Origin of the sequence: Micromonospora sp. NPDC048909 (assembly GCF_040649635.1) — a bacterium.
GTDB lineage: Bacteria > Actinomycetota > Actinomycetes > Mycobacteriales > Micromonosporaceae > Micromonospora.
Genome location: NZ_JBEZFU010000003.1, coordinates 552,732 through 575,080, shown reverse-complemented (window position 1 = coordinate 575,080; position 22,349 = coordinate 552,732). Strand labels below are relative to the sequence as shown.

Sequence of the window (22,349 nt, the reverse complement as noted above, 5' to 3'; positions counted from 1 at the left end):
CCATCGCCACCGGCGTCATGGACCCGGAACTGCGCTCGGCCATCGGCCGGATCGCCCGGGTCCCCCAGCTCCTGATCGCCTGCGACTACGACGGCACCCTGGCCCCGATCGTCGAGGACCCGAGCAAGGCCGTACCGCTGCCCGAGGCGGTCGCCGCGATCCGCGCGCTGGCCTCCCTGCCCCAGACGAGCGTGGCGGTGGTCTCCGGCCGGGCGCTGCGCGACCTGGCCGCGCTCTCCCGGCTGCCCAGCGAGGTCCACCTGGTCGGCAGCCACGGCTCCGAGTTCGACATCGGCTTCGTCGAGCGGCTCTCCCCGGAGCTGATCGCGGTCCGCACCCGGCTGCGCGACGCGCTGCGCGAGATCGCCGCGAGCCACCCGGGCGTACGGCTGGAGCGCAAGCCGGCGAGCGTGGCGGTGCACACCCGCGGGGTCGACCCGCAGGTCGCCGCCGCCGCCATCGACGCGGTCCGTGGCGGCCCCGCCACCTGGGACGGCGTCACGGTCACCCAGGGCAAGGAGGTCATCGAGCTGTCGGTGGTCGCCACCCACAAGGGCACCGCGGTCGACCAGCTGCGGACCCAGCTCTCCGCCAGCGCGGTGCTCTTCATCGGCGACGACGTCACCGATGAGAACGCCTTCGGCAACCTGCACGGGCCGGACGTCGGCATCAAGATCGGCGTGGGCGACACCAAGGCCGACTACCGGGTCGACGAGCCGATCGAGGCGGCGCGGGCCCTCGGCCTGCTGCTGGAGACCCGGCGGCACTGGCTCTTCGGCGAGCGGGCGGTGCCGATCGAGCGGCACTCCATGCTGGCCAACGGCCGGACGGTCGCGCTGCTCACCCCCGACGCGAAGGTCACCTGGCTCTGCAACCCCAAGCCGGACTCGGCGGCGATCTTCGCCGACCTGGTCGGCGGCAGCCCGGCCGGGCACTTCACCGTCTCGCCGGAGCGCGGCGGCATCCCGTTGGGCCAGCGCTACCGCGGCGGCACGATGACGGTGGAGACCCGGTGGTCGGGTCTCACCGTGACCGACTGGCTGGACCTGCCGGCGCAGGAGACCACCCCGGACGGCCCGGCCATCATGGCCGGCGACTCGACGCTGGTCCGGGTGCTCACCGGCCACGGCCGGGCCCGGGTGGAGTTCGCTCCCCGGCCCGAGTTCGGCCAGGTGGCGGTGCAGCTGCAGCCGGTCGGCGACGGTCTGCTGGTGCTCGGTTCGAACGAGCCGATCGTGCTCTACTCCCCCGGGGTCGAGTGGGACGTCGTCAGCGACGGCGGCTACGAGACCGCCAAGGCAATCGTGGACCTGCGGGCGGCCGGCGGGCAGGTCGTGCTGGAGCTGCGCTTCGGCACCCACAGCGTGGAACACCACCGGCTGCCCGTGCACGAGCGACAGGCCGCCGCGGAGCAGCCGTGGAAGGACTGGGTGGCCTCGCTCAAGCTGCCCACCACCGCCCGCGACCTGGTGGTCCGCAGCGCGCTGACGCTGCGCGGGCTCTGTCACCAGCCCACCGGCTCGATCCTGGCCGCCGCGACCACCTCGCTGCCGGAGGAGCTGGGCGGAGTCCGCAACTGGGACTACCGCTACTGCTGGCTGCGCGACGCCGCGCTGACCGCCCGGTCGCTGGTCGACCTCGGCTCGACCGAGGAGGCCGAGGGGCTGCTGCGCTGGATCGACGGCGTCGTCGAGCGCACCGGCGGGCACCCGGAGCGGCTGCACCCGCTCTACACGGTCGACGGGTACGAACTCGGCGCCGAGGCGGTCATCGACACCCTGCCCGGCTACGCCGGCTCCCGGCCCGTCCGGGTCGGCAACCTGGCCAACCACCAGCTCCAGCTGGACGTCTTCGGCCCGGTCGCCGACCTGATCGCCGCCGTGGCCGACCTGCGCGGCTCGGTCCGGGAGACCGAGTGGCGGGTGCTGGAGTCGATGGTCGAGGCGGTCAGCCGCCGCTGGCACGAACCCGACCACGGCATCTGGGAGGCCCGCCTCCCACCGCGGCACCACATCTTCTCCAAGGTCATGTGCTGGATGACCGTGGACCGGGCCCTGCACGTGGTGCGCCAGCACGGCGGCGAGGACCGGCCGGAGTGGGTCGAGCTGCGCGACCGGATCGCGGCCAACGTGCTGGAGCACGGCTGGCACGAGCACGCGGAGGCCTACAGCGTCGCCTACGGTGACGAGGACATGGACGCCTCGTCGCTCTGGATCGGCCTCTCCGGTCTGCTTCCGGGCGACGACCCGCGCTTCCTCTCCACGGTGCTGAAGATCGAGGCCGACCTGCGCAGCGGGCCGGTCGTCTACCGCTACCACTGGGACGACGGCCTGCCCGGGCGGGAGGGCGGCTTCCACATCTGCACGGCGTGGCTGATCGAGGCGTACCTGCGCACCGGCCGGCGGCTCGACGCCGAGGAGCTCTTCGCCCAGATGGTCGACACCGCCGGACCGACGGGGCTGCTCCCCGAGCAGTACGACCCGCTGGCCGAGCGCGGGCTGGGCAACCACCCGCAGGCCTACAGCCACCTCGGCCTGATCCGCTGCGCCCTCCTGCTGGACAACATGCTCAAGCAGTGAGCTGACGGTCCACCCCGACGACGGCCGGAGCCTCGCGCTCCGGCCGTCGCCGTGTTCCCCCGCTCACCCCGACGCGTTGATCACAAAGTTGTTGTCGCCCGCCTCGGCGTGTCGCGACGACAACTTCACGATCAACGAGCGCTGACGGGGGCGGTCAGACGACGAGGGCGTCGACCACGTTGCCGATGACCACTACGGCCGGGGGGCGGAGGTTCGCCGTGGTCGCGTCGGCGGCGACGTTCGCCAGGGTTGACCGGAGGACCCGCTGGGAGCCGGTGGTCGCCTCCTGGACCACCGCGGCGGGGGTGTCCGGCCGGCGGCCGTGGGCGAGCAGGGTGGCGGTGATCCCGGCCAGGTTCTTCAGCCCCATCAGGATCACCAGCGTGCCCCGCAACCCGGCCAGCGCGTCCCAGCGCACCAGTGAGGCCGGCGAGTCCGGCGCCAGGTGCCCCGAGACCACGGTGAACTCGTGCGCGACCGCCCGGTGGGTGACCGGAATGCCGGCCGCCGCCGGGGCGGCGATGGAGCTGGTCACCCCGGGGACCACGGTCACCGGTACGCCGGCCTCGGCGCAGGCCAGCAGCTCCTCCCCACCACGACCGAAGACGTACGGGTCGCCGCCCTTGAGCCGGACCACGAACGCACCGGCGCGGGCGCGGTCGACCAGGATCCGGTTGATCTCCTCCTGGGCCCGGGCCGGCCCGTACGGGATCTTGGAGGCGTCGACCAGCTCCACGTCGGCCCGCAGCTCGTCGAGGAGCAGCCCGGGTACCAGCCGGTCGGCGACCACCACGTCCGCCTCGGTCAGCAACCGCCAGCCCTTCACGGTGATCAGCTCGGGATCACCTGGCCCGGCGCCGACCAGGGCGACCCGTCCGGCCGGGCCGCCCGCCGATCGCCGAGGCGCGTCCGGCTCGGCCACCGGCTCGAACCCGGCGCGCGCGGCGAGCAGCTCGCGTACCGCGTCCCGGACGCTCATCGCCCGACGCGGATCGCCACCGCCCAGCACCGCGACCGTCACCGGCCCGTGCCGGGTCACCGCCGGCGTCCAGGCGGTCGCCGCCGTCCGGTCGTCGGCGCGTACGCAGAAGATGCGCCGCTCGGCGGCGGCGGCGCTGACCGACGCCGCGGCCGACGGGTCGTCCACCGCCACCTGGACCAGCCAGGCCCCGTCCAGGTCCTCGGGGGCGAACCGGCGGGCCGCCCAGCGCAGCCGACCGGCGTCGACGTGCGCGCGCAGCGCCGGGGTCAGCTCCGGTGCCACCAGCAGCACGTCCGCGCCCGCGTCCAGCAGGGCGGGCACCCGCCGGGTGGCCACCGTTCCGCCGCCCACCACGACCACCCGCAGCCCGGCCAGCCGCAGCCCGAGCGGGTACGGTGTCTCGCTCACGCCGCCGCCCCGCCCGGCTCGGCGCCGGCGTGAGCGGCCCCGCCGCCGAACCCTCGGGCTCGCTCGCTCACTTCTCGGCCACCCCGGCCGAGTCGAAGGTGGCCACCTCGTGCAGCACCCGGACCGCGCCGGTGACCACCGGCAATGCGAGCAGCGCCCCGGTGCCCTCGCCGAGGCGCAGGCCGAGGTCGATCAGCGGGACGAGCCCGAGCCGGCGCAGCGCCAGCGTGGCGCCGGGCTCGGCGGACCGGTGCCCGGCGACCATGGCGCCGACCGCGTCCGGGGCGAAGGCCGCGGCGGCGAGCGCGGCGGACACCGCGATCACCCCGTCCAGCAGCACCGGCACCCGGTGCGCGGCGGCGCCGAGGATCAGCCCGGTCAGTGCGGCGTGCTCCAGCCCGCCGACCGCGGCCAGCACGCCCAGCGGGTCAGCCGGGTCAGGCCGGTGCCGGTCCAGCGCGGTCCGCACCACCTCGACCTTCCGCCGGTACGTCGGGTCGTCCACGCCGGTGCCACGGCCGGTCGCCGCAGCCGGATCGGCGTCGGTGAACGCGGCGATCAGCGCGGCCGCCGGGGTGGTGTTGCCGATGCCCATGTCCCCGGTGAGCAGGATGCCGGCGCCCGCCGCGACGAGGTCGTTCGCGACCCGGATGCCGGTCTCGACCGCGGCGCGGGCCTCGTCGCGGGTGAGCGCGGCGGTCACCGCGAGGTCCTGGGTGCCGGGCCGGACGTTGGCGCTGACCAGCCGGGGCGCCCGCGAGTCGAGCGTCCCGGACGCTCCGGCGTCGCGGTCGCCCGCAGCGTCGGCCGCCGCAGCGTCGTCAGCGGCCGCGGGGATCGGGGTCGCCACCCCGACGTCGACCACGGTGACCGCGGCGCCGGCCTGCCGCGCGAACGCGTTGACCACCGCGCCGCCGGCGAGGAAGTTGCCGATCATCTGCGCGGTGACCTCCTGCGGCCAGGGCGTCACCCCCTGGGCGTGCACGCCGTGGTCACCGGCGAAGATCGCCACGGCGGCCGGCTCGGGCAGCGGCGGCGGGCAGTTCCCGGCCAGGCCGGCAAGGCGTACCGACAGCTCCTCCAGGGCGCCGAGCGAACCGGCCGGCTTGGTGAGCCGGCCGTGCAGCTCCCGGGCGGCGGCCATCGCCGGCTCGTCCAACGGCCCGATCGCCGCGATCGTGGTCTCCAGCATCATGCCTCCAGCATCTCGCCCAGTACCCGGATGAACTCGTCGGTGGTGGCCGGGTCGCGCACGGCCACCCGCAGCCAGTCCGGCCCGAGGCCGGGGAAGGTGTCCCCCCGGCGCACCGCCCAGCCGCGCTCGCGCAGCCCGGCCCGGACGATGGCGGCGCCGGGCAGGTGGATCAGGACGAACGCGCTGGCCGGGCGGCCGGCGACGCGTACCCCCGGCAGGGCGGCGAGCCGGGCGACCAGGTGCTCGCGGTCGGCGGCGAGCCGCGCGGCGATCGCGCGCTCGGCCTCGACCGCGGCCGGCGTGGCGCAGGCGGCGGCCGCTGCCAGCGCGGGCGTGGAGACCGCCCAGAGCGGCTGGACGGCGGCGAGCCGGGCCAGCAGCTCCGGTGCGCCCAGCAGGTAGCCGATCCGCAGCCCGGCCAGCCCCCAGGTCTTGGTGAGGCTGCGCACCACCAGCAGGCCGGGCAGGTCTCGCCGGGCGGCGAGGGACTCCGGCTCGCCCGGGTGGCCGGGGCTGACGGTGGTGTCGGCGAACGCCTCGTCCACGACCAGGACCCGGCCCGGGCGGGCCAGCGCGGCCAGCGTCCGCGCCGGGTGCAGGACCGAGGTGGGATTGGTCGGGTTGCCGACCATCACCAGGTCGGCGTCGGCGGGCACCCGGGCCGGGTCGAGGTGGAAGTCGTCGCCCGCGTCGAGCAGCACCCGTTCCACCCGGTGGCCGGCCGCCCGGAGCGCCGCCTCGGGCTCGGTGAACTGCGGATGCACCACGACCGGCCGGCGGACCCCGCGCAGTGCCTGGGCGAGCAGCACGAACCCCTCGGCGGCACCGGCGGTGAGCAGCACCTCGTCCGGGGCGCGGCGGTGCCGGGCGGCGACCGCGGCCCGGGCGGGTGCCGGATCCGGGTAGCGGGCCAGGTCGGTCAGGCTGGCGGCGATCGGCTCCGCCAGCCACGGCGGCATCGGCGCGCGGCGGACGTTGACCGCGAGGTCGACCAGGCCGTCCCCCACCTCCGCGTCCCCGTGGTGGGCGAGGTCGGGCTCGCCGGCGGGGGTCGGGGCCGGGACGCGGTCGGGCGTCGGCGCGCGCGCCGGTTCGTCACCGGCGCGCGCCGGTGCCCCGCTCGGCTGACCACGCATGCCCGCGATCCTGCCGGGAAGGCGGCGTGCGGGACAGCCGATCACGGCGTGGGACGCGTCACGACCCGTTCGACGTACGTCCGTTTATGAATTCTTCTCATTTCTGAATCGGAAATGTCATAGCTTGACCCTGTGAGCAACCGACCCCTTGCTGCCGCCGGTCGTGTCGTCCCTCTCCTCCGCGCCGGGCTGATAGCCGGCATCGTGATCGCCGCCGTCGCCTATCCGCTCTTCGCCTTCACCGGGCTGGGCGCGAAGGCCACCGCGCACGCGATGGAGCACAAGACCAAGCTGCTGACCACCGCGCTACCCGCCGAGACGTCCTACCTGTACGCGCCCGACGGCAAGACCGTGCTGACGATGTTCTACGAGGAGTATCGGCAGTACACCAAGCTGTCGGACATGTCGCCGAACATCCAGCAGGCCATCGTGGCGGCCGAGGACTCGCGCTTCTACCAGCACCGGGGCGTGGACCCGAAGGGCGTGGCCCGGGCCTTCGTCGCCAACGCCCGCTCCAGCGGGGTGTCCCAGGGCGCGTCCACGCTGACCATGCAGTACGTCCGGATGGCGTTGCGGGACAGCGCGAAGACCCCGACGGAGGTCCAGGAGGCCACCCAGCAGACCAGCCTGCGCAAGGTCAAAGAGATGCGGATGGCGCTGGACCTGGAGAAGGAGCTCAGCAAGGAGGACATCCTTGAGCGCTACCTGAACTCCGCGTACTTCGGGCACCGCGCGTACGGCATCTACGCGGCCAGCGAGATCTTCTTCTCCAAGACCCCGAAGGACCTCAGCCCGGTCGAGGCGGCCACCCTCGCCGGGCTGGTCAAGTCGCCCAGCGAGTACGACCCCGCGTCGTCGGACCAGAAGGACGCCACCGCCCGGCGCAACTACGTGCTGGACCGGATGACCCAGCTCGGCTACCTCTCGCCGGACGCGGCCGCGACGGCCAAGGCGGAGCCGATCCGGCTGAAGCTGACCGACCCGCCGAACGACTGCGCCTCGATCCCGGAGAAGTACAACAGCTGGGGCTTCGCCTGCGACTACCTGAAGAACTGGTGGAGCGCGCAGCCGGCGTTCGGGGAGAACCGGCTGGAACGGATGGACAAGCTGCGCCGCGGTGGCTACCGGATCGTGCTCAGCATCGACCCGAAGATCCAGGACGCGGCGGAGAAGAACGTCGGCGCCAAGGAGAACACCGGCAGCCCGTTCGCCAACGGCATCGTGGTCTCCGAGCCCGGCACCGGGCGGGTGAAGGCGATGGCGGTGAACCGGACGTACTCGCTGGACCTGAGCGAGAACCCGCAGAGCTCCAACCCGGAGGCCGGGCCGAACATCAAGGCGAACTACCCGAACACGGTGGCCCCGCTGCTCGGCGGCGGTGACCTACCGGGCTACCAGGCCGGATCGACGTTCAAGATGTTCCCGATGCTGGCCGCGCTCAACTCGGGGATGACCCTCTCCACCTCGTTCAACGCCCCGTACCGCTACCAGTCGAAGGTCTTCGACAACTGGGCGCCGTCCAACGCGAGCGGGGCGATGAGCGGTCAGCAGACCATGTGGTCGGGGTTCGGCAAGTCGGTCAACACCTACTTCGTATGGCTGGAGGAGCAGATCGGCGCCGAGGCGGGCGTCCGGCTGGCCGAGCAGCTCGGGCTTCGCTGGCGCACCGACGTCGACCGGGATCAGGCCTCACCGGCGAAGGTGAAGAAGTGGGGAGCGTTCACCCTGGGCGTCTCCGACGCCACGCCGCTGGAGATGGCGAACGCGTACGCCGCGATCGCCGCCGACGGCCGGTACTGCGAGGCGATCCCGGTGCAGGCGATCATGAACCGGGACGGCACGCCGACGACGTACGCCACCGCCTCCGGCATCCAACGGGAGGTCGCCAAGCCGCGCTGCCGGCAGGTGGTCAGCGCCGACGCGGCGCGCGCCGCCACCGACGCGGCCCGCTGCCCGACCGGCGACACCCCGGCCCGCGGCGGCTGCGGCGGCTGGTCGACGGCGGACAGCGTCCGGGGCACCGTCGGGCGGCCGGTGGCCGGCAAGACCGGTACCACGGACAGCACCCGGTCCGCCTGGTTCGTCGGCTACACCCCGGAGCTGGCCGCGGCGAGCTTCATCTCCGACCCGGACAACCCGTTCAACGCGGTCGGTGACGGGCAGTCCCAGATCCCGATCGCCGCGGTCTCCGAGACCCTCCGCGACGGCCTCAAGGGCCAACCCACCCGCCAGTTCACCCCACCCTCCGACGCCATAGTCGGCTGACCCACCCACCAACCGAGCGGGGTTGATCAAGAGGTCTGCGTCAGGAACCGACCGGTTCCTGACGCAGACCTCTTGATCACGCCGAACCGGGGTGGGGTGGGGTGGGTCAGTGGAGGTCGGCGGCTACGAAGGACCAGAGTTCGAGGTCGACCCGGGCGCCCCGCACGTAGCCGGCGTTGCGCAGCAGCCCCTCGTAGCTGAAGCCGGCCTTCTCGGCCACCCGGCGAGACGCGGTGTTGCCCGGCGCCACCCGCAGCTCGACCCGCTGGAAACCGTGCTCCAGGATCAGCGCGATGGCCACCGCGTCGACCGCCTCGGCGGCCAACCCGAAGCCCCGGGCCTGCGGCGCGATCGCGTAGGAGATCTCGGTGAGCCGGGCGCCCCAGTCGGTGCGGCGGGTCCAGAGACAGCCCACCAACTCGGCGTCCTCTCGCCGGATCACCCCGTAGTGGTCACCGTCGCCGCTGTCACGACGCTGCCGGGCCAGGTCGGTGCACCAGGCGTGGCCGTCGATCGGGCCGGAGTCGTCGGCGAGCGGCAGCCAGCGCCGGGTCAACCGGTCGGCCATGATCGCCCCGGCCGCCGTCGCGTCCGTCGCCACCAGCTGTCGCACCTCCGTACGCGGGGTGGAGACGGTCAACGTCGGGAAGCGGCGTACCGCGACCTGACCGATCACGCCGGCACCCCGCCGGGCTGCGCCGGCACCGCCTCGGGAGCCGGATCGGCGAGCGCCGCCGCGACCACCCGGGTGGCGGTCTCCGGGTGACCGGCCCAGTGCAGGGTGAGCTGGGACGCGTGGACGTTGCGCCAGACGAAGCCCTCCGGCGTGCCGCCGGCCCAGCTCCACGCCGGCCGCTGGCCGGCGCGCGGGGTGAGCACCGCCCGGTGCTCCTTGTGGCCGACCAGCACCGTGCCCTGCGCGGCGACCACGCTCTCGGTGTGGGCCGTCGCCTCCCGGTAGCCGACCACCAGGCCGTCCCGGCTGGCGCCGACCGCGTCCAGCACGCCGCACATCGGCAGCCCGTCCAACTCGCGGGCCAGCCACAGCAGGCCGGTCCCCTCGGCCACCACCGGACGCCCGGTGCGAGCCAGCTCGGCCACCGCGATGCAGAGCTTGCGGTTGGCCGACAGCTGCTCCGCGTACGCCTCGGGCAGCGCGCCACCGACGACCAGCGCGCGGGTGCCCGGGGGCAACGCCTCGTCGCGCAGCGGGTCGAACGTGACCACCTCGGCGCCGGCCGCGCGGAGCAGTTCGGTGGTCTCCGGCGGGCTGTAGCTGCCGCCCGGCCCACCTGCCAGCGCGACCACCGGACGCTCCGCCGGGGCCGCCGGGGCGCCCAGCGCGTCCTGCGCCGACCAGGGAGTGGCCGGCAGCGGCGGTGCGGAGCGGGCCAGCCCGAGCAGGCGCTCCACGTCGACCGTGGCGGCGACCGCCTCGCCCAGCCGGCGCACGGCGCGGGCCGCCTCGGCGGAGCCACCGATCACCGGCACCACGCCGTGCCGCCGGGCCGGGAGCACCGGGGGGAGGTCCTGGCGGCGCAGCGCGCCGTAGACCGGCACGTTGATGTCGTCGAGCGCCTCGCGGAGCATCGCCTCGTGGCGGGACGAGGCGACCCGGGTGAGGATCACCCCGCCGAGCCAGAGCTGCTCGTCGAAGGAGCGGAAACCGTGCACCAGGGCGGCCGCCGACTGGCCCATCGCGGCGACGTCAACGGCGAGCACCACCGGGCTGCGCAGCGCGGCGGCCACCGCCGCCGTCGAGTCCTGGTCCGGGCGACCGGTGACGCTGTCGTAGAGGCCCATGCTGCCCTGCACCACGGCCAGCCCGGCGCCCTCGGCGCCGTGCGCGAGCAGCGGGGCGAGCCGGTCGGCGCCGGCCAGCCGGGGGTCGAGGGTCCGACCCGGCCGGCCGGCGGCGAGCCCGAGGTAGGCGGCGTCGACCTGGTCCGGCCCGATCTTGAACCCGGCGACCTGGACCTCGCGGTCGGCGAGCGCGGCGAGCAGCCCGATCGCCAGCGCGTTCTTGCCGTGCCCGGAGGACGGCGCGCTGAACACCAGGCGCGGCACGACGGTCATCATCGACTCCTCGTCGGCGGCGGGGGTACGCGGCTGAGGACCGTGGGAGCGGTCCGCCCGGGAACGATACCGGTCCGGCCCGACGGGTAAACGCCGCAGCGGGGACTGTCGCGGTGGGCGCAGCGGCCGGTCGCGGAGAGTGGCCCCGGTCATACGAGTAGCCTCGTGGCTGTGTACCGGTTCCTGCTGAGCCCACGCTGGCTGGGCATCCTCGCGTTGACCCTGGTCGCGGCGGCGGTGATGGTGTGGCTGGGCAACTGGCAGTTGGACCGCTACCGGGGGCGTACCGAGGTCAACGAGCGGATCGACGCCGGTTTGCGGATGTCGCCGGTGCCGCTGCACGACGCGCTGGCCGCGCCGGCCGGTGGCCCCGGCACCGCCGGACCGGGCCCGGCCGAGGAGAAGGTCTGGACCCGGGTCACCGTCACCGGGCGTTACGACTCGACCAACACCGTCCTGGTCCGTGGCCGTACGGCGGACAGCAAGGTCGGTTTCGAGGTGCTCACCCCGCTGGTGCTCAGCGACGGCACCGCCGTACTGGTGGACCGCGGCTGGATCCCGCCGGCACCGGGCGGGGCGGCGACCGCCCAGCCGCAGGTGCCCGCCGCCCCGTCCGGTGACGTGACGGTGGTCGGCCGGGTGCACGAGACCGAGAGCGGCGCGACCACGGTCAACCGGCGCGACGGCCGGCTGGAGACTCGGCGGATCGGGGTTCCCCGGCTCGCCGGCGAGCTGCCCTACCCGGTCTACGGCGCGTATCTGCTGCTCGACGAGCAGACCCCGGCGGCCGACCCGACCTTCGTCGCGGTGCCGGTCGGGCACGCCAACAACTGGCAGAACCTCGGCTACGTCGTGCAGTGGTGGCTCTTCGCCGGGATGACGATCGTCGGCTACGGCTGGGCGGCCCGCCGGGAGGCCCGCCGCGAAAGCGGCACCGACTCCCGGCCGCTCGACCGGGCCGCCGAGCCGACCCCGAGCGCACCGGCCTGACCGGCCCCGGCCCGGTAACCGGTGCGCGGTCCCACCGCTGGAGTCGGTGGGCCGGCTGAGCGGTCAGTCGGTGACCCGCCCGGCGTGGATGGCCCGGACGGCGTCGATGGTGTCCGCCTCGGCGGCCGTCTTGTCGCTGCGGTAGCGCACCACCCGGGCGAAGCGCAGCGTCACCCCGCCCGGATAGCGCGAACTGGTCTGCACGCCGTCGAAGGCGATCTCGACGACCTGCTCGGGGCGGACCCGGACGACCCAGTCGCCCCGCTCCACGGCCAGTTCGAGGAAGCGCTCGGTCTGCCAGCGCAGCAGATCGTCGGTGAGGCCCTTGAACGTCTTTCCCAGCATGACGAAGTCGCCGGTGCGCGGGTCGCGGGCGCCCAGGTGCAGGTTGGAGAGCCAGCCCTGGCGTCGGCCGCTGCCCCACTCGACCGCGAGCACCACCAGGTCGAGGGTGTGCCGGGGTTTGACCTTGACCCAGGCGGCGCCGCGCCGGCCGGCGTCGTAGGGCGCCTCCGGCGCCTTCACCACGACCCCCTCCTGACCGGCGTCGACCGCGGCGGCGAACGCCGCCCCCGCCTGCTCCGGCCCGTCGACCTCGATCCGCCCGACCAGCAACGACTCGTCGACCGCGCCGGCCAGCGCGGCCCACCGCTCCCGGCCGGGCAGGTCGATCAGATCATCGCCGTCGAGGTGCAGCAGGTCGAAGAAGTAGGGCGTCAGCACCGCCTGGCCGGTGGTCTCGGCGGCGGCGAGCACCGCCGGGGCGACCGGCGCGCGGCCGGTGGTGCTCGGCGTGGTGCGCCGGGCGGCCCGGCTCGACGTCTGCTGGAACGGCAGCGGCCGGCCGGTCTCGTCGAGCCCGATCGCCTCGCCGTCGAGCACCAACTCCCGGGCGGGCAGGGCGCGGACCGCGGCGACCACTTCGGGCACCCGGGCGGTGATCTCGTCGAGGCTGCGGGTGAAGACCGCGATGTCCTGGCCGGAGCGGTGCACCTGGATCCGGATGCCGTCGAGCTTCACGTCGACCACCGCGGGCGTGCCGGTCGCGGCGAGCGCCTCGTCGACCGAGGGCGCGCTCTGCGCCAGCATCGGGGCGAGCGGACGCCCCACCCGCAGACCGAACCCGGCCAGCGCGGCCGCGCCGCCGTCGAGCGCGGCCACCGCGACCGCCCGCAGGTCGCCGGCGAGCAGCAGGGACCGGCGGACGGCCGTCGCCGGCACGTCGGCCGCCCGGGCGATCGCGTCGGCCAGCAGCCCGGCCTGCGCGCCCTGGCGCAGCTCGCCGCTGAACAGGCCGGTCAGCAGCCGCTGCTCGTCGCCCGTGGCGGCGGCGTAGAGCGCGCCGAGCAGGGCCCTGCGGCGGCCCTGGGAGCCCGCGCCGTGCACCGCGGCGATCTCGTCGATCGCCGCGTCGACGGCGGCCACGGTCAGCGTCGGCTCGGCGGCCGGCGGTGGCAGGTCGCGCAGGCTCGCATAGCCGACCCCGGTCTGCCGCTGGCGCAGCTCGCCGGCGAGCCAGCCGGCGCCGGCCGGCACTTCGGCCGGGTCGAGCGCCCGCAGCGCGCCGGCCAGCAGCTCCACCTTGGCCCGTCGGCCGCTGGTGGCCGCCACGGCGGCAGAGGTGGCTGCCAGATCGAGGAACCGCACGGGTTCATCCTGCCAGCCACCTCCGACACCACCCGGGCATTGCCGTGCCCGGCGAACGGCGTGGCCCGGCTCAGGCCGAGACCGGCTCCTCGATCCGCAGCCCGCGGCCGCGAACCTCGTCGGCCACCCGGCTGAGCAGCGAGTCGAGCGTGACCAGCGCGGCGGAGAGCTCACCAAGCTGTTCCTTGAGCGTGTCCTCGGGCCACGCGGAGACGTCTACGTCCCCCAGAGCGCTGACGGCGGCCTGCAACCGGGCCATCACCTCGTTCGTACTCATGTTCGAAACCCTATATCAGCTCAGGATGCGACACGCCGCAAACTCCCAAATCGACCGGGACGTTACGGTTCCGACACCTAACTCCGGTCCGTGCCCGCCGCGGCCACGTTGCCCAGCAGCAGCGCCTCGGCCAGGCAGACCCGGGCGAACTCGCCCAGGTGCAGGCTCTCGTTCGGCCCGTGCGCCCGGGCGTGCGGGTCCTCCACCCCGGTCACCAGGATCGCGGCCTGCGGGAACATCTCCTGGAAGGTGGCGATGAACGGGATCGAGCCGCCCACGCCGATGTCGACCGGGTCGGTGCCGTCCCAGGCGGTCCGGAAGGCCGAGCGGGCGGCGTCGAACATCGGCCCGGACGCGTCGATGACGCAGGGGTCGCCGTCGTGCTCGAAGGTGACCGTGACCTGGGCGCCCCACGGCGCGTGCTTCTCCAGGTGGCCGCGGAGCGCCTCGTACGCCCGCTTCGGGTCGTCGCCCGGGGCGAGACGGATGCTGAGCTTGGCCTTCGCGGCGGGGACCAGCGCGTTCGGCGCCTCGCCGGTGGCCGGGGCGTCGATGCCGAGCACGGCCAGGGCGGGCTTGGTCCAGAGCCGGTCGGTGATCCGGCCGGTGCCGATGAAGGAGACCCCGTCGGCCAGCCCGGCCTCGACGCGGACCCGCTCCTCCGGGTAGTCGACGGTGGCGCCCTCCCGGCCCACCAGGCCCTCGACCGCGACGTCACCGGCGTCGGTGTGCAGGGTGGCGAGCAGCCGGACCAGCGTGGTCAACGCGTCCGGGACGGCGCCGCCGAACATCCCGCTGTGCACCGCGTGGTCCAGCGTGCGGACCTCGACGAAGCAGTTCACGATGCCGCGCAGCGAGGTGGTCAGCGCCGGAACGCCGATGTCCCAGTTGCCGGAGTCGGCGATCACGATGACGTCCGAGGCGATCTGGTCGCGGTGCTCGTCGAGTAGCCGCTCCAGCGAGTCGGAGCCGTACTCCTCCTCGCCCTCGATGAACAGGACCACGCCGACCGGCAGCTGGTCGCCGAAGGCACGCAGCGCCGCCACGTGCGCCATGATGCCGGCCTTGTCGTCGGCCGCGCCCCGGCCGTAGAGCCGACCGTCCCGCTCCACCGGCTCGAACGGGTCGGACTCCCACAGCGACAGGTCGCCCACCGGCTGGACGTCGTGGTGGGCGTAGAGCAGCACCGTCGGCGCCCCGGGCGGGGCCGCCCGCGTACCGATCACCGCCGGCTGCCCGCCGGAGCGCACGATCGTGACGTCCAACCCGCAACCGCGCAGCAACTCGGCCACCGCCTCGGCGGAGCGCTCCACGTGCGAGTGGTCGAAGCCCTCGAACGCGATGCCGGGGATGCGGACGAGGCGTTCCAGGTCGGCGCGGACCCCGGGCAGCTCCCGCTCGACGGCGGCCCGGATCTCGGACTCGGACATGATCGGTGTGGTCATGACCGGCATCGTATGCCGGCCTTACCGGGCGGGGGCGGCCCGGTCAGCGGATGCGCACGTAGTAGCGGGTGCGGTCGTGCGGCAGCCCCGGCGCGCCGTCGACCACCAGGTGGGCGTGCTCCGCCGTACCGTCGGCCGCGAAGTGTGCCGTCTCCCCGGCGTGCCAGCGGCGCAGCTCGGGCAGGATCTCCGGGCCGTCCCGGGCGACCGCACGGGCCAGCCGCAGCGCTGCCGGCGCGGTGACGAAGACGGCCAGGGTGAGCTCCGGTCGGGCCGCCGCCCGGGCCGCGCTCACCCCCTCGACGACGAGCACCGGGCCGGCCGGCACCGGCACCGCGTCCGGCAGGAAGCGCCGCCGCACCCAGCTGTACCGGCGGTAGGCCCCGGGCCGCCCGGCGCGCAGCGGGGCCAGCACCGACTCCTCCAGCCGGGACCAGAAGGTGAGCTGGTCGTCCCAGCCGTCGAGCAGGTCGTCGGTGTGCAGCACCGGCGGACGGTCGCCGCCGAGCAGGGCGAGGGCGTCCGCGAGGTGTGCCGCGAACCGGCTCTTGCCCGCGCCGCTCGGCCCGTCGACCGCGACCAGTCGGGTACGCCCCAACCGGGCCGGCCCGGCAAGCACCCGCCCGGCCAACTCGGCGTACGGCTCGACGACCGCGACCGGCGCGGCGGTCTCCCCGGCGAGATCGCCCGCCGACCCGGCGGTCGGATCCGGCCGGGCGGTTTCCGGTGTCACGCCGGCTCCACCGGTTCGCCCAGCATCTCGCCGAGCCAGGCCAGTTCCGCCCGGCTGGTGGCTCGGGCGATGGTGAGCAGCCCGCGACGGTAGGGGTCGGTCAGCTCCTCGGCCCGCACGGGGCGGTCGCCGTCGTAGAAGAAGCTGCTCGGGGTGCGGAGGAAGGCCAGCCGGCGGCGGAGCACGTGGTCTCGGGCGGCCGGCTCGTCGAGGTGGCGGAGGAACGCGAGCAGGACGAACCAGCGGTTCTCGTCGCTGATCTCCAGCTCGTCCGGTTCGCGCAGCCGGCGGTTCAACTCAGCCCGGCCCTGGTCGGTCAGGACCAGCATCTGTCGGGGCGCCGCTCGGGTGCCCGGCTCGGCACGGCGGGTCAGGAGGCCGGCGCGCTCCAACCGCTTGACCGCGGGATAGAGCGTGCCGTCGGCGATCGGCCGGATGTGCCCGGTGAGCTGGGCGATCCGCCGTTTCAGGTGGTAGCCGTGCAGCGGCTGGTCGGCCAGGAAACCGAGGATGGCGAGTTCGAGCACGCCACCATTATGCCCTCTTGACGATATACCTCGGGACGGATGTATTGTCTCCGGCATGCAGACAGCGACGGTGGGCCCGGACGGGGCCCAGATGCGATGGGTGGAGACCTCCGGCAGCGAGCCGGCCCGGGTTTACGTGCACGGGCTCGGGGCGATGTCGGCGCCGTACTTCGTTCCCGTGGCCACCCGGCCGGAGCTGGCCGGCCACCGGTCGCTCTTCGTGGACCTGCTGGGCTTCGGCCTCAGCGACCGGCCGGCGGCGTTCGGCTACACACTCGACGAACACGCGACGGCGCTCGCCCGGGCGCTCGACGCGGCCGGCGTCCGGGCCGCGGACGTGATCGCGCACAGCATGGGCGGCGCGGTGGCCATCGTGCTCGCCCACCACCGGCCCGACCTGGTCCGCAGGCTGGTGCTGGTCGAGGCCACCCTGGACCCGAATCCTCCGCCGACCGCCGGCAGCAGCGGCGTCGCCAGCTACGCCGAGGACGAGTTCCTCTCCACCGGTCACGCCCGGACCCTCGACCGGGTCGGACCACACTGGGCGGCCACCATGCGGCTCGCCGATCCGGTAGCGCTGCACCGCACCGCGCTGGGGCTGATGGCGGGAAGTCGGCCCACCATGCGGCACATGCTGGAGCGCCTGCCGATGCCGCGGACGTTCGTGCAGGGCGGGCGGAGCGGTCCCGTGGTTGGCGCGGACGACCTGACCGCCGCCGGAGTCACCGTGGTCACCGTCCCCGACGCCGGTCACAACGTGATGCTGGACGCCCCCGAGGCGTTCACCCGGGCCGTCGTCGCCGCCCTCGCGGTCGCCGCCCAGCCGGTCGGCTGACCGGCACGGTTGACCAACTGGGCGCGTCGACGCCCTCGTCAGGGGCGCCCAGCCGGAGCCGCCGATCACGTCCGGGGGATTCGCGTCCCCCACCGGCGGGCACGCATCCGTTTGCCCGCCGGGCCGGCGGCCGGCTGGGCATGATCGGGAGGTGCTGCGTGACGTGATGAGCCCCGGTGTCGAGGCCCTGCTGGAGCAGGCCCGGTCCGGGCTGCGCCGGTTGTCCCCGCAGGAAACCGTCGAGGCGGTGCGCGGCGGCGCGTTGCTGGTCGACACCCGTACCGATCGACAGCGCCGGGAACACGGCGACCTGCCGGGCGCGATCGTCATCGAACGCACGGTGCTGGAGTGGCGCCTCGACCCGGCCAGCAGCTGGCGCATCCCCGAGGCCACCGGGTACGACCGGGAGATCGTGGTGGCGTGCCAGCACGGCTACAGCTCGAGCCTCGCCGCCGCGAGCCTGCAGACACTGGGGCTGCGCCGGGCAACTGACATGATCGGCGGGGTCGAGGCCTGGGTGGCCGCCGGCCTGCCCCTAGCCGACCACCCCGCCGACGTCCGCCCCTGACCCAAGCCCCGCCCCCTGGCGCCCCGCACCCCGGTTCCGCCCGCGTCCCGTCCCGTCCCGCCCGGCCCGCCCCCGCCCGCCCGCCCGCCCGCCCGCGCGCGCCGATCATGCACTCCTGGTGCCAGCTTTGTCCGCAGTCGCGGCTTTCGTCCACCACCACAACTGCATGATCGACCGGGCCCGGCGAGCGCGGACTGTGCCCGGCGGGCGCGGGCCGTGCTCGTGGGGCGCGGGCCGTGCTCGTGGGGCGCGGGCCGTGCTCGTGGGGCGCGGGCCGTGCTCGTGGGGCGCGGGCCGTGCTCGTGGGGCGCGGTCAGGGGTGTGGGGCGCCCGGGGGGATGAAGGGAAGGCCGGGGGGCGGGCCGGTTTCGATGAGGCGCCAGAGGGCGTCGGTGTCCAGGTGCTCCTCGACCAGGTCGCCGAGCAGGTCGAGGGAGCGTTCGCGGGCGGCCGCGAAGACGGTGTCGGGCGCGACCCGGAAGCCGTGCCGGCCCGCCAGCCGGGCTGCCTCGGTGAGGAACCGCCGGCGGAACCTGTCGGACTCGAACGCCCCGTGCCAGTGCGTGCCGTGCACCGCGCCGAGCACCGCGCCCTCACCGCTGCCGTCCGCGTTGCGAAGCAGCGGGGTCAGCTCCGGATCGGCCGACGAGACGTACCCGTGGTGGATCTCGTAGCCGCGGACCGGCACGTCGCCGCCGATGCTGCCCACCGACTGCCGGACGGTCTTGCGCGGATCGAAGGTGATCTCGATGGGCAGCAGGCCCAGGCCGGGGACGCTGCCCTGCCGGCTCTCCACCGGGTCGTGGATCGCCCGGGCGAGCATCTGAAAGCCGCCGCAGATGCCGAGCAGCGGCTTGCCGGCCGCGACGTGGGCGGTGACCGCGTCGGCGAGGCCGGTCTCCCGCAGCCAGGCGAGGTCGGCCACGGTCGACTTGGACCCGGGCAGGACGACCAGGTCGGCGGCGGCCAGTTCGGCCGGCTCGACGGTGAGCCGCACCCGGACCCCGGGCTCGGTGGCGAGCGCCTCGACGTCGGTGGCGTTGCTGATCCGGGGCAGCCGGACCACCGCGACGTCCAACCACTCGGCGCCGCGCGGGGCGGCCGGGCGGCCGAGCACCCGCCCGTAGGCGAGCGAGTCCTCGGCGTCGAGCCAGAGATCCAACGCCCAGGGCAGCACCCCGTACGTCGGCCGGCCGGTGACCTGGTGCAGCATGTCCAGCCCGGGCCGGAGCAGGCCGAGGTCGCCGCGGAACTTGTTGATCACGAAGCCGGCGATCAGCGCCTGGTCGGCCGGGTCGAGCAGCGCCACCGTGCCGAACATCGACGCGAAGACACCGCCGCGGTCGATGTCGCCGACCACGATGGCGGGCAGCCCGGCGTGCCGGGCCAACCCCATGTTCACGTAGTCGCCGGCCCGCAGGTTGATCTCGGCCGGGCTGCCGGCGCCCTCGCAGATCACCACGTCGTACGTCGCCCGCAGGTCGGCCAGCGCCGCGTACGCGGTCTGCGCCAGCCGGGGCCGCAGCTCGCGGAAGTTGCCGGCGGTGACGGTGTCGACCGCCTCGCCGAGCAGCACCACCTGGCTGGCCAGATCACTGCCGGGCTTGAGCAGCACCGGGTTGAAGCGCAGGTCGGGAGCGAGCCCGCAGGCGGCGGCCTGCATCGCCTGCGCTCGGCCGATCTCGCCGCCGCGCCCGTCCGGCCCGACAACCACCGCCGAGTTGTTCGACATGTTCTGTGCCTTGAACGGGGCGACCTTCACGCCCTGCCGGTGCAGCCAGCGACAGATGCCGGCGGTGAGCACGCTCTTACCGGCGTCAGACGTGGTGCCGGCGACCAACAGCCCGCCGCTCACCGGTTCCGCCCTCGCCCGACCGCCGCCGCCCGGACCCCGTCCGTGACCAGCGCGCCCCGGGCACCGCCGGAACCCAGCACGCCCCGGGCACCGCCGGAACCCAGCACACCCCGGAAACCCCGGACACCGCCGCGAACGGCCGCGCTCCGGGCCCCGCCCGAGGCTGCCGCGACCCGGCGGCCGACGGCGTTCACCAGGCGCCCGGCGGTCAGCGGATAGCTGGCCGCCACGGCCAGGGCGGCCAATCCGACCGCCCCGGAGAGGCGGGCTGCCCGCTTCAGGTGCCGGGCCTGCGGACGGGGGCCGTCGCCGAGGAACGGCCGCACCTCGGACCGCCCGAAGTAGACGTTGCGCCCACCGAGCCGGACGCCGAGCGCGCCGGCCATCGCCGCCTCGCACTGGCCGGCGTTCGGGCTCGGGTGGTCGTTGCGGTCGCGCCGCCACACCCGCCAGGCACGGTCCCGGTCGCCGTGCGCGACCGGCGCCAGCGCGACGGTCAGCAGCCCGGTCAGCCGGGCCGGCACCAGGTTGAGCAGGTCGTCCAGGCGGGCGGCCGGGGTGCCGAACCGGGCGTAGCGCGGCGAGCGGTGCCCGACCATCGCGTCGAGGGTGTTCGCCGCCCGGTAGCCGAGCAGGCCGGGCAGGCCGCCCACCGCGCCCCAGAGCAGCGGAGCGACCACCGCGTCGGAGGTGTTCTCGGCGACCGACTCGACGGTGGCTCGGGCCAGTTCCGGCTCGTCCAGGGTCGACGGGTCCCGCCCGCAGAGGTGGCCGAGGCGCTGCCGCGCGGCCGGCAGGTCGCCGGCGCGCAGCGCCTGGCCCATCACCTCGGCCTCGTGGCGCAGCGTCCGGCCGCCCAGCACCGTCCAGGTCCCGGCCGCGACCAGCGCCGCCCGGGCGAGCGGGCGACGTCGGGTCGCCACGGTGGCGGCCGCGCCGAGCAGCACCGGCACGCCGACAGCCAGCGCGGTGAACGCGGCACCGGCCGATCGGTCCGGCCGGTACATCCGCCGTTCCAGGTCGCCGGCGACCTGACCGAAGCCGGCCACCGGGTGCCAGCGACGCGGGTCGCCGAGCAGCCTGTCCAGCGCGTACCCCGCCACGAGTCCCGCCGCGTTCGCCACCGGCGCCGCCTGCCGCACGCGCACCACCTCCGGCCGGCCAGCCTAGACGAGGTACCTGCGGGACCAGCCCGGCCGCACCCCGCCGGCACGCGGGGTGACGTCGGCGTGCCGTCGCCACCCCACCCCCGTCGCGCCGGTCGCCGGGCCGGTCACACCGGCTGCGGTACCCGCCCTCGGCCTCGGCGGCCACGCCCGCCCGTCGCGGCGCCCACCGGGGACTCGTCGGGCTCCGGGTCCAACTCGCCGTCCCCGCCCTCGGGTTCGCCGGGCAGCGGCCCCAACTCGTCGGTGCCGCCCGCCAGGTCGTCACCGTCGGTCGGCCGCTCCTCCCCCACGGCCGCCCGGTCCCCCGCCGTACGGGCGAACGGGTCCTCGTCGCCGTCCAGGCCGGCGAAGCCGACCGGCTCGTCGAGGCTGGCCCGGGCGACCGGGTCGTGGCCGACACGAGCGGCGCCGAAGTCCGGCAGCTCGAAGTCGTCGTCGAGCGGACGGGCGTCGGGCAGCGCCGGGGCCTGCCCGTGCGGCACCGGCTCGGTCGGCTCGCCGTGCACCCGGCTCTCCGCCTCGGCGTCCTCGACGGTGCTGGTCGTCATGCTCGGGCGGTTGCGCAGGAACCGGGCCCGACCGCGGGACAGGTCGTGGCCGACGGCCACCGCCTCCAGCTCGTAGAGGGTGCGGTGGTTGCCGGCGTCGTCGGTCCAGTCCCGGGTGTAGAGCCGGCCGCAGACCACCACCGGGTCGCCGACCATCACCGAGGCGGCCACCCCCTCGGCGAGCTTCCGCCAGCAGTTCACGCGGACCCGCAGGCTGTTGCCGTCGACCCATCGGCCGCTGTCGCGGTCGAGCCGGCGGGCGGTCGAGGCGACCTTGAAGTTGGCCACCAGGGTGTTGCTCTGGGTGGTGCGTCGCCACTCGGGCGTGGTCAGCACGTTGCCCACGATCGTGACGTAGGTGTCGAACATCGTCCCTCCAGGGGATCCGGGGCTTGCCATCGCGAGTCGACTCGGGCCGAGCCTGGCCCGCCCCGGCGGCCGCGCGCCACCGTCGCCCGCCGGCCTGTGGACGACGCGGCCACCTGTGGAGAACGCCCTGATCAAGCTCACATCTGCTAGGTCCGCGGTGGCGGTTCCAGATCCGCGGCGACTGGGTATGGATTTGATCAACCGCAACACCGAGCAAGGGGGGCACCGCCCATGATGACGACCACCACCGGCCCGACCCGCGTCCCTGGTCAGGTGCAGCGATGAGCGCCGTGACGAACCCGGCCACCGTGGCGGAGTGTCTGCGGGTCGGCGCCGGGTTCTCCCAGGGCGACCGGAACTGGATCGTGGAGCAGTTCGCCACGCTGGACTCCCGGCTGGCCGCGTTCCACGCCGACGCCACCGAGCTGGAGGTGTCGGTCAAGGACCGGGAAGCCCGCGGGCAGAAGGTCACCCTGGAGTGCTGGATCGCGGGCCGGCAGAAGATCGTCACCACTTCCGGCGAGGAGGACCTGCGGGCCGCGCTCAACGACGCCCGCGACGACCTGCGCCGGCGGTTGAACGACGCGAAGACCCGGCAGGAGCCGCGGCACAACAAGCACGTACGCGAAATGGGGCAGCCGGCGGCCGAACCGGCCACCGACGACCCGGAGCGCGCGGACGCGGAGACCGCCTGAGCCGTACGCCCATGGCCCCCGCCGCCAGGTGCGGCCGGACGGGGGCCATG

At 74.8% G+C, this 22,349-nt stretch carries 18 protein-coding genes and 1 pseudogene; 6 read left to right on the top strand and 13 right to left on the bottom strand.

What is annotated here, in order from left to right; translation table 11 throughout:
* Positions 1 to 17: 17 nt before the first annotated feature.
* On the top strand, positions 18 to 2,579 hold the full coding sequence (otsB, locus tag AB0C04_RS12000; protein ID WP_357052275.1) for a trehalose-phosphatase: 2,562 nt from the start codon (positions 18 to 20) through the stop codon (positions 2,577 to 2,579).
* 154 nt (positions 2,580 to 2,733) lie between these two features.
* Here otsB and cobA read toward each other — a convergent pair whose 3' ends face one another.
* The 3 genes from cobA to cobC form a co-directional block, all read right to left on the bottom strand.
* On the bottom strand, positions 2,734 to 3,969 hold the full coding sequence (gene cobA, locus AB0C04_RS11995) for a uroporphyrinogen-III C-methyltransferase (protein ID WP_357052065.1): 1,236 nt from the start codon (positions 3,967 to 3,969) through the stop codon (positions 2,734 to 2,736).
* Between the two features lie 67 nt (positions 3,970 to 4,036).
* Positions 4,037 to 5,161: a nicotinate-nucleotide--dimethylbenzimidazole phosphoribosyltransferase gene (gene cobT, locus AB0C04_RS11990; protein WP_357052272.1), complete on the bottom strand. Its 1,125-nt coding sequence runs from the start codon at positions 5,159 to 5,161 to the stop codon at positions 4,037 to 4,039.
* Positions 5,161 to 6,300 (bottom strand): Rv2231c family pyridoxal phosphate-dependent protein CobC, encoded by a 1,140-nt coding sequence (gene cobC / locus AB0C04_RS11985; RefSeq protein ID WP_357052062.1) that lies wholly within the window; start codon positions 6,298 to 6,300, stop codon positions 5,161 to 5,163. Before cobC ends, cobT begins: the two co-directional genes overlap by 1 nt.
* Before the next feature lie 132 nt (positions 6,301 to 6,432).
* Between cobC and AB0C04_RS11980 the strand changes: the two genes are divergently transcribed.
* Positions 6,433 to 8,565, top strand: a complete 2,133-nt coding sequence (locus AB0C04_RS11980) for a transglycosylase domain-containing protein (RefSeq protein WP_357052059.1) — start codon at positions 6,433 to 6,435, stop codon at positions 8,563 to 8,565.
* A gap of 106 nt (positions 8,566 to 8,671) precedes the next feature.
* Here AB0C04_RS11980 and AB0C04_RS11975 read toward each other — a convergent pair whose 3' ends face one another.
* Together AB0C04_RS11975 and AB0C04_RS11970 are read right to left on the bottom strand one after the other, a co-directional pair.
* The gene (locus AB0C04_RS11975) at positions 8,672 to 9,241 is read right to left on the bottom strand and encodes a GNAT family protein (protein ID WP_357052056.1); all 570 of its coding nucleotides are present in this window, start codon (positions 9,239 to 9,241) and stop codon (positions 8,672 to 8,674) included.
* Entirely contained in the window at positions 9,238 to 10,641 is a 1,404-nt protein-coding gene (locus tag AB0C04_RS11970; protein ID WP_357052053.1) for a cobyrinate a,c-diamide synthase, read from the bottom strand. Before AB0C04_RS11970 ends, AB0C04_RS11975 begins: the two co-directional genes overlap by 4 nt.
* 165 nt (positions 10,642 to 10,806) lie before the next feature.
* Between AB0C04_RS11970 and AB0C04_RS11965 the strand changes: the two genes are divergently transcribed.
* Positions 10,807 to 11,631 carry an SURF1 family protein gene (locus AB0C04_RS11965; RefSeq protein ID WP_357052050.1) on the top strand — a complete coding sequence of 275 codons (825 nt, stop codon included), beginning with the start codon at positions 10,807 to 10,809 and terminating at the stop codon, positions 11,629 to 11,631.
* A 63-nt stretch (positions 11,632 to 11,694) separates the two neighbouring features.
* On the opposite strand, the gene AB0C04_RS11960 is transcribed toward AB0C04_RS11965, so the two are convergent.
* From AB0C04_RS11960 to AB0C04_RS11940, 5 genes and pseudogenes are all read right to left on the bottom strand, one after another.
* Positions 11,695 to 13,278, bottom strand: coding sequence for an ATP-dependent DNA ligase (locus tag AB0C04_RS11960; RefSeq protein WP_357052047.1), 1,584 nt, complete (start codon positions 13,276 to 13,278; stop codon positions 11,695 to 11,697).
* Positions 13,279 to 13,348: 70 nt separating this feature from the next.
* Positions 13,349 to 13,555 carry a hypothetical protein gene (locus AB0C04_RS11955; protein WP_350872026.1) on the bottom strand — a complete coding sequence of 69 codons (207 nt, stop codon included), beginning with the start codon at positions 13,553 to 13,555 and terminating at the stop codon, positions 13,349 to 13,351.
* Between the two features lie 77 nt (positions 13,556 to 13,632).
* Entirely contained in the window at positions 13,633 to 14,985 is a 1,353-nt protein-coding gene (locus AB0C04_RS11950; RefSeq protein WP_357052270.1) for a dipeptidase, read from the bottom strand.
* A pseudogene (locus tag AB0C04_RS11945) lies at positions 14,975 to 15,631 on the bottom strand (hypothetical protein); the annotation flags it as partial. The gene AB0C04_RS11950 and the pseudogene AB0C04_RS11945, both read right to left, overlap by 11 nt.
* Before the next feature lie 98 nt (positions 15,632 to 15,729).
* The gene (locus AB0C04_RS11940) at positions 15,730 to 16,260 is read right to left on the bottom strand and encodes a PadR family transcriptional regulator (RefSeq protein WP_357052043.1); all 531 of its coding nucleotides are present in this window, start codon (positions 16,258 to 16,260) and stop codon (positions 15,730 to 15,732) included.
* 55 nt (positions 16,261 to 16,315) lie between these two features.
* Here AB0C04_RS11940 and AB0C04_RS11935 point away from each other — a divergent pair, with 55 nt between their 5' ends.
* Together AB0C04_RS11935 and AB0C04_RS11930 are read left to right on the top strand one after the other, a co-directional pair.
* On the top strand, positions 16,316 to 17,095 hold the full coding sequence (locus tag AB0C04_RS11935) for an alpha/beta hydrolase (RefSeq protein ID WP_357052040.1): 780 nt from the start codon (positions 16,316 to 16,318) through the stop codon (positions 17,093 to 17,095).
* A 166-nt stretch (positions 17,096 to 17,261) separates the two neighbouring features.
* Entirely contained in the window at positions 17,262 to 17,663 is a 402-nt protein-coding gene (locus AB0C04_RS11930) for a rhodanese-like domain-containing protein (protein ID WP_357052267.1), read from the top strand.
* 313 nt (positions 17,664 to 17,976) lie between these two features.
* On the opposite strand, the gene AB0C04_RS11925 is transcribed toward AB0C04_RS11930, so the two are convergent.
* From AB0C04_RS11925 to AB0C04_RS11915, 3 genes are all read right to left on the bottom strand, one after another.
* Positions 17,977 to 19,518 carry a cobyric acid synthase gene (locus AB0C04_RS11925; RefSeq protein WP_357052037.1) on the bottom strand — a complete coding sequence of 514 codons (1,542 nt, stop codon included), beginning with the start codon at positions 19,516 to 19,518 and terminating at the stop codon, positions 17,977 to 17,979.
* Positions 19,515 to 20,660, bottom strand: coding sequence for a cobalamin biosynthesis protein (locus AB0C04_RS11920; protein WP_357052035.1), 1,146 nt, complete (start codon positions 20,658 to 20,660; stop codon positions 19,515 to 19,517). The genes AB0C04_RS11925 and AB0C04_RS11920 overlap by 4 nt, the downstream gene beginning before the upstream one ends.
* A 131-nt stretch (positions 20,661 to 20,791) precedes the next feature.
* Positions 20,792 to 21,604, bottom strand: coding sequence for a single-stranded DNA-binding protein (locus AB0C04_RS11915; RefSeq protein ID WP_357052032.1), 813 nt, complete (start codon positions 21,602 to 21,604; stop codon positions 20,792 to 20,794).
* 281 nt (positions 21,605 to 21,885) lie between these two features.
* Between AB0C04_RS11915 and AB0C04_RS11910 the strand changes: the two genes are divergently transcribed.
* The gene (locus AB0C04_RS11910; protein ID WP_357052029.1) at positions 21,886 to 22,299 is read left to right on the top strand and encodes an HPF/RaiA family ribosome-associated protein; all 414 of its coding nucleotides are present in this window, start codon (positions 21,886 to 21,888) and stop codon (positions 22,297 to 22,299) included.
* The last annotated feature ends 50 nt before the right edge of the window (positions 22,300 to 22,349 follow it).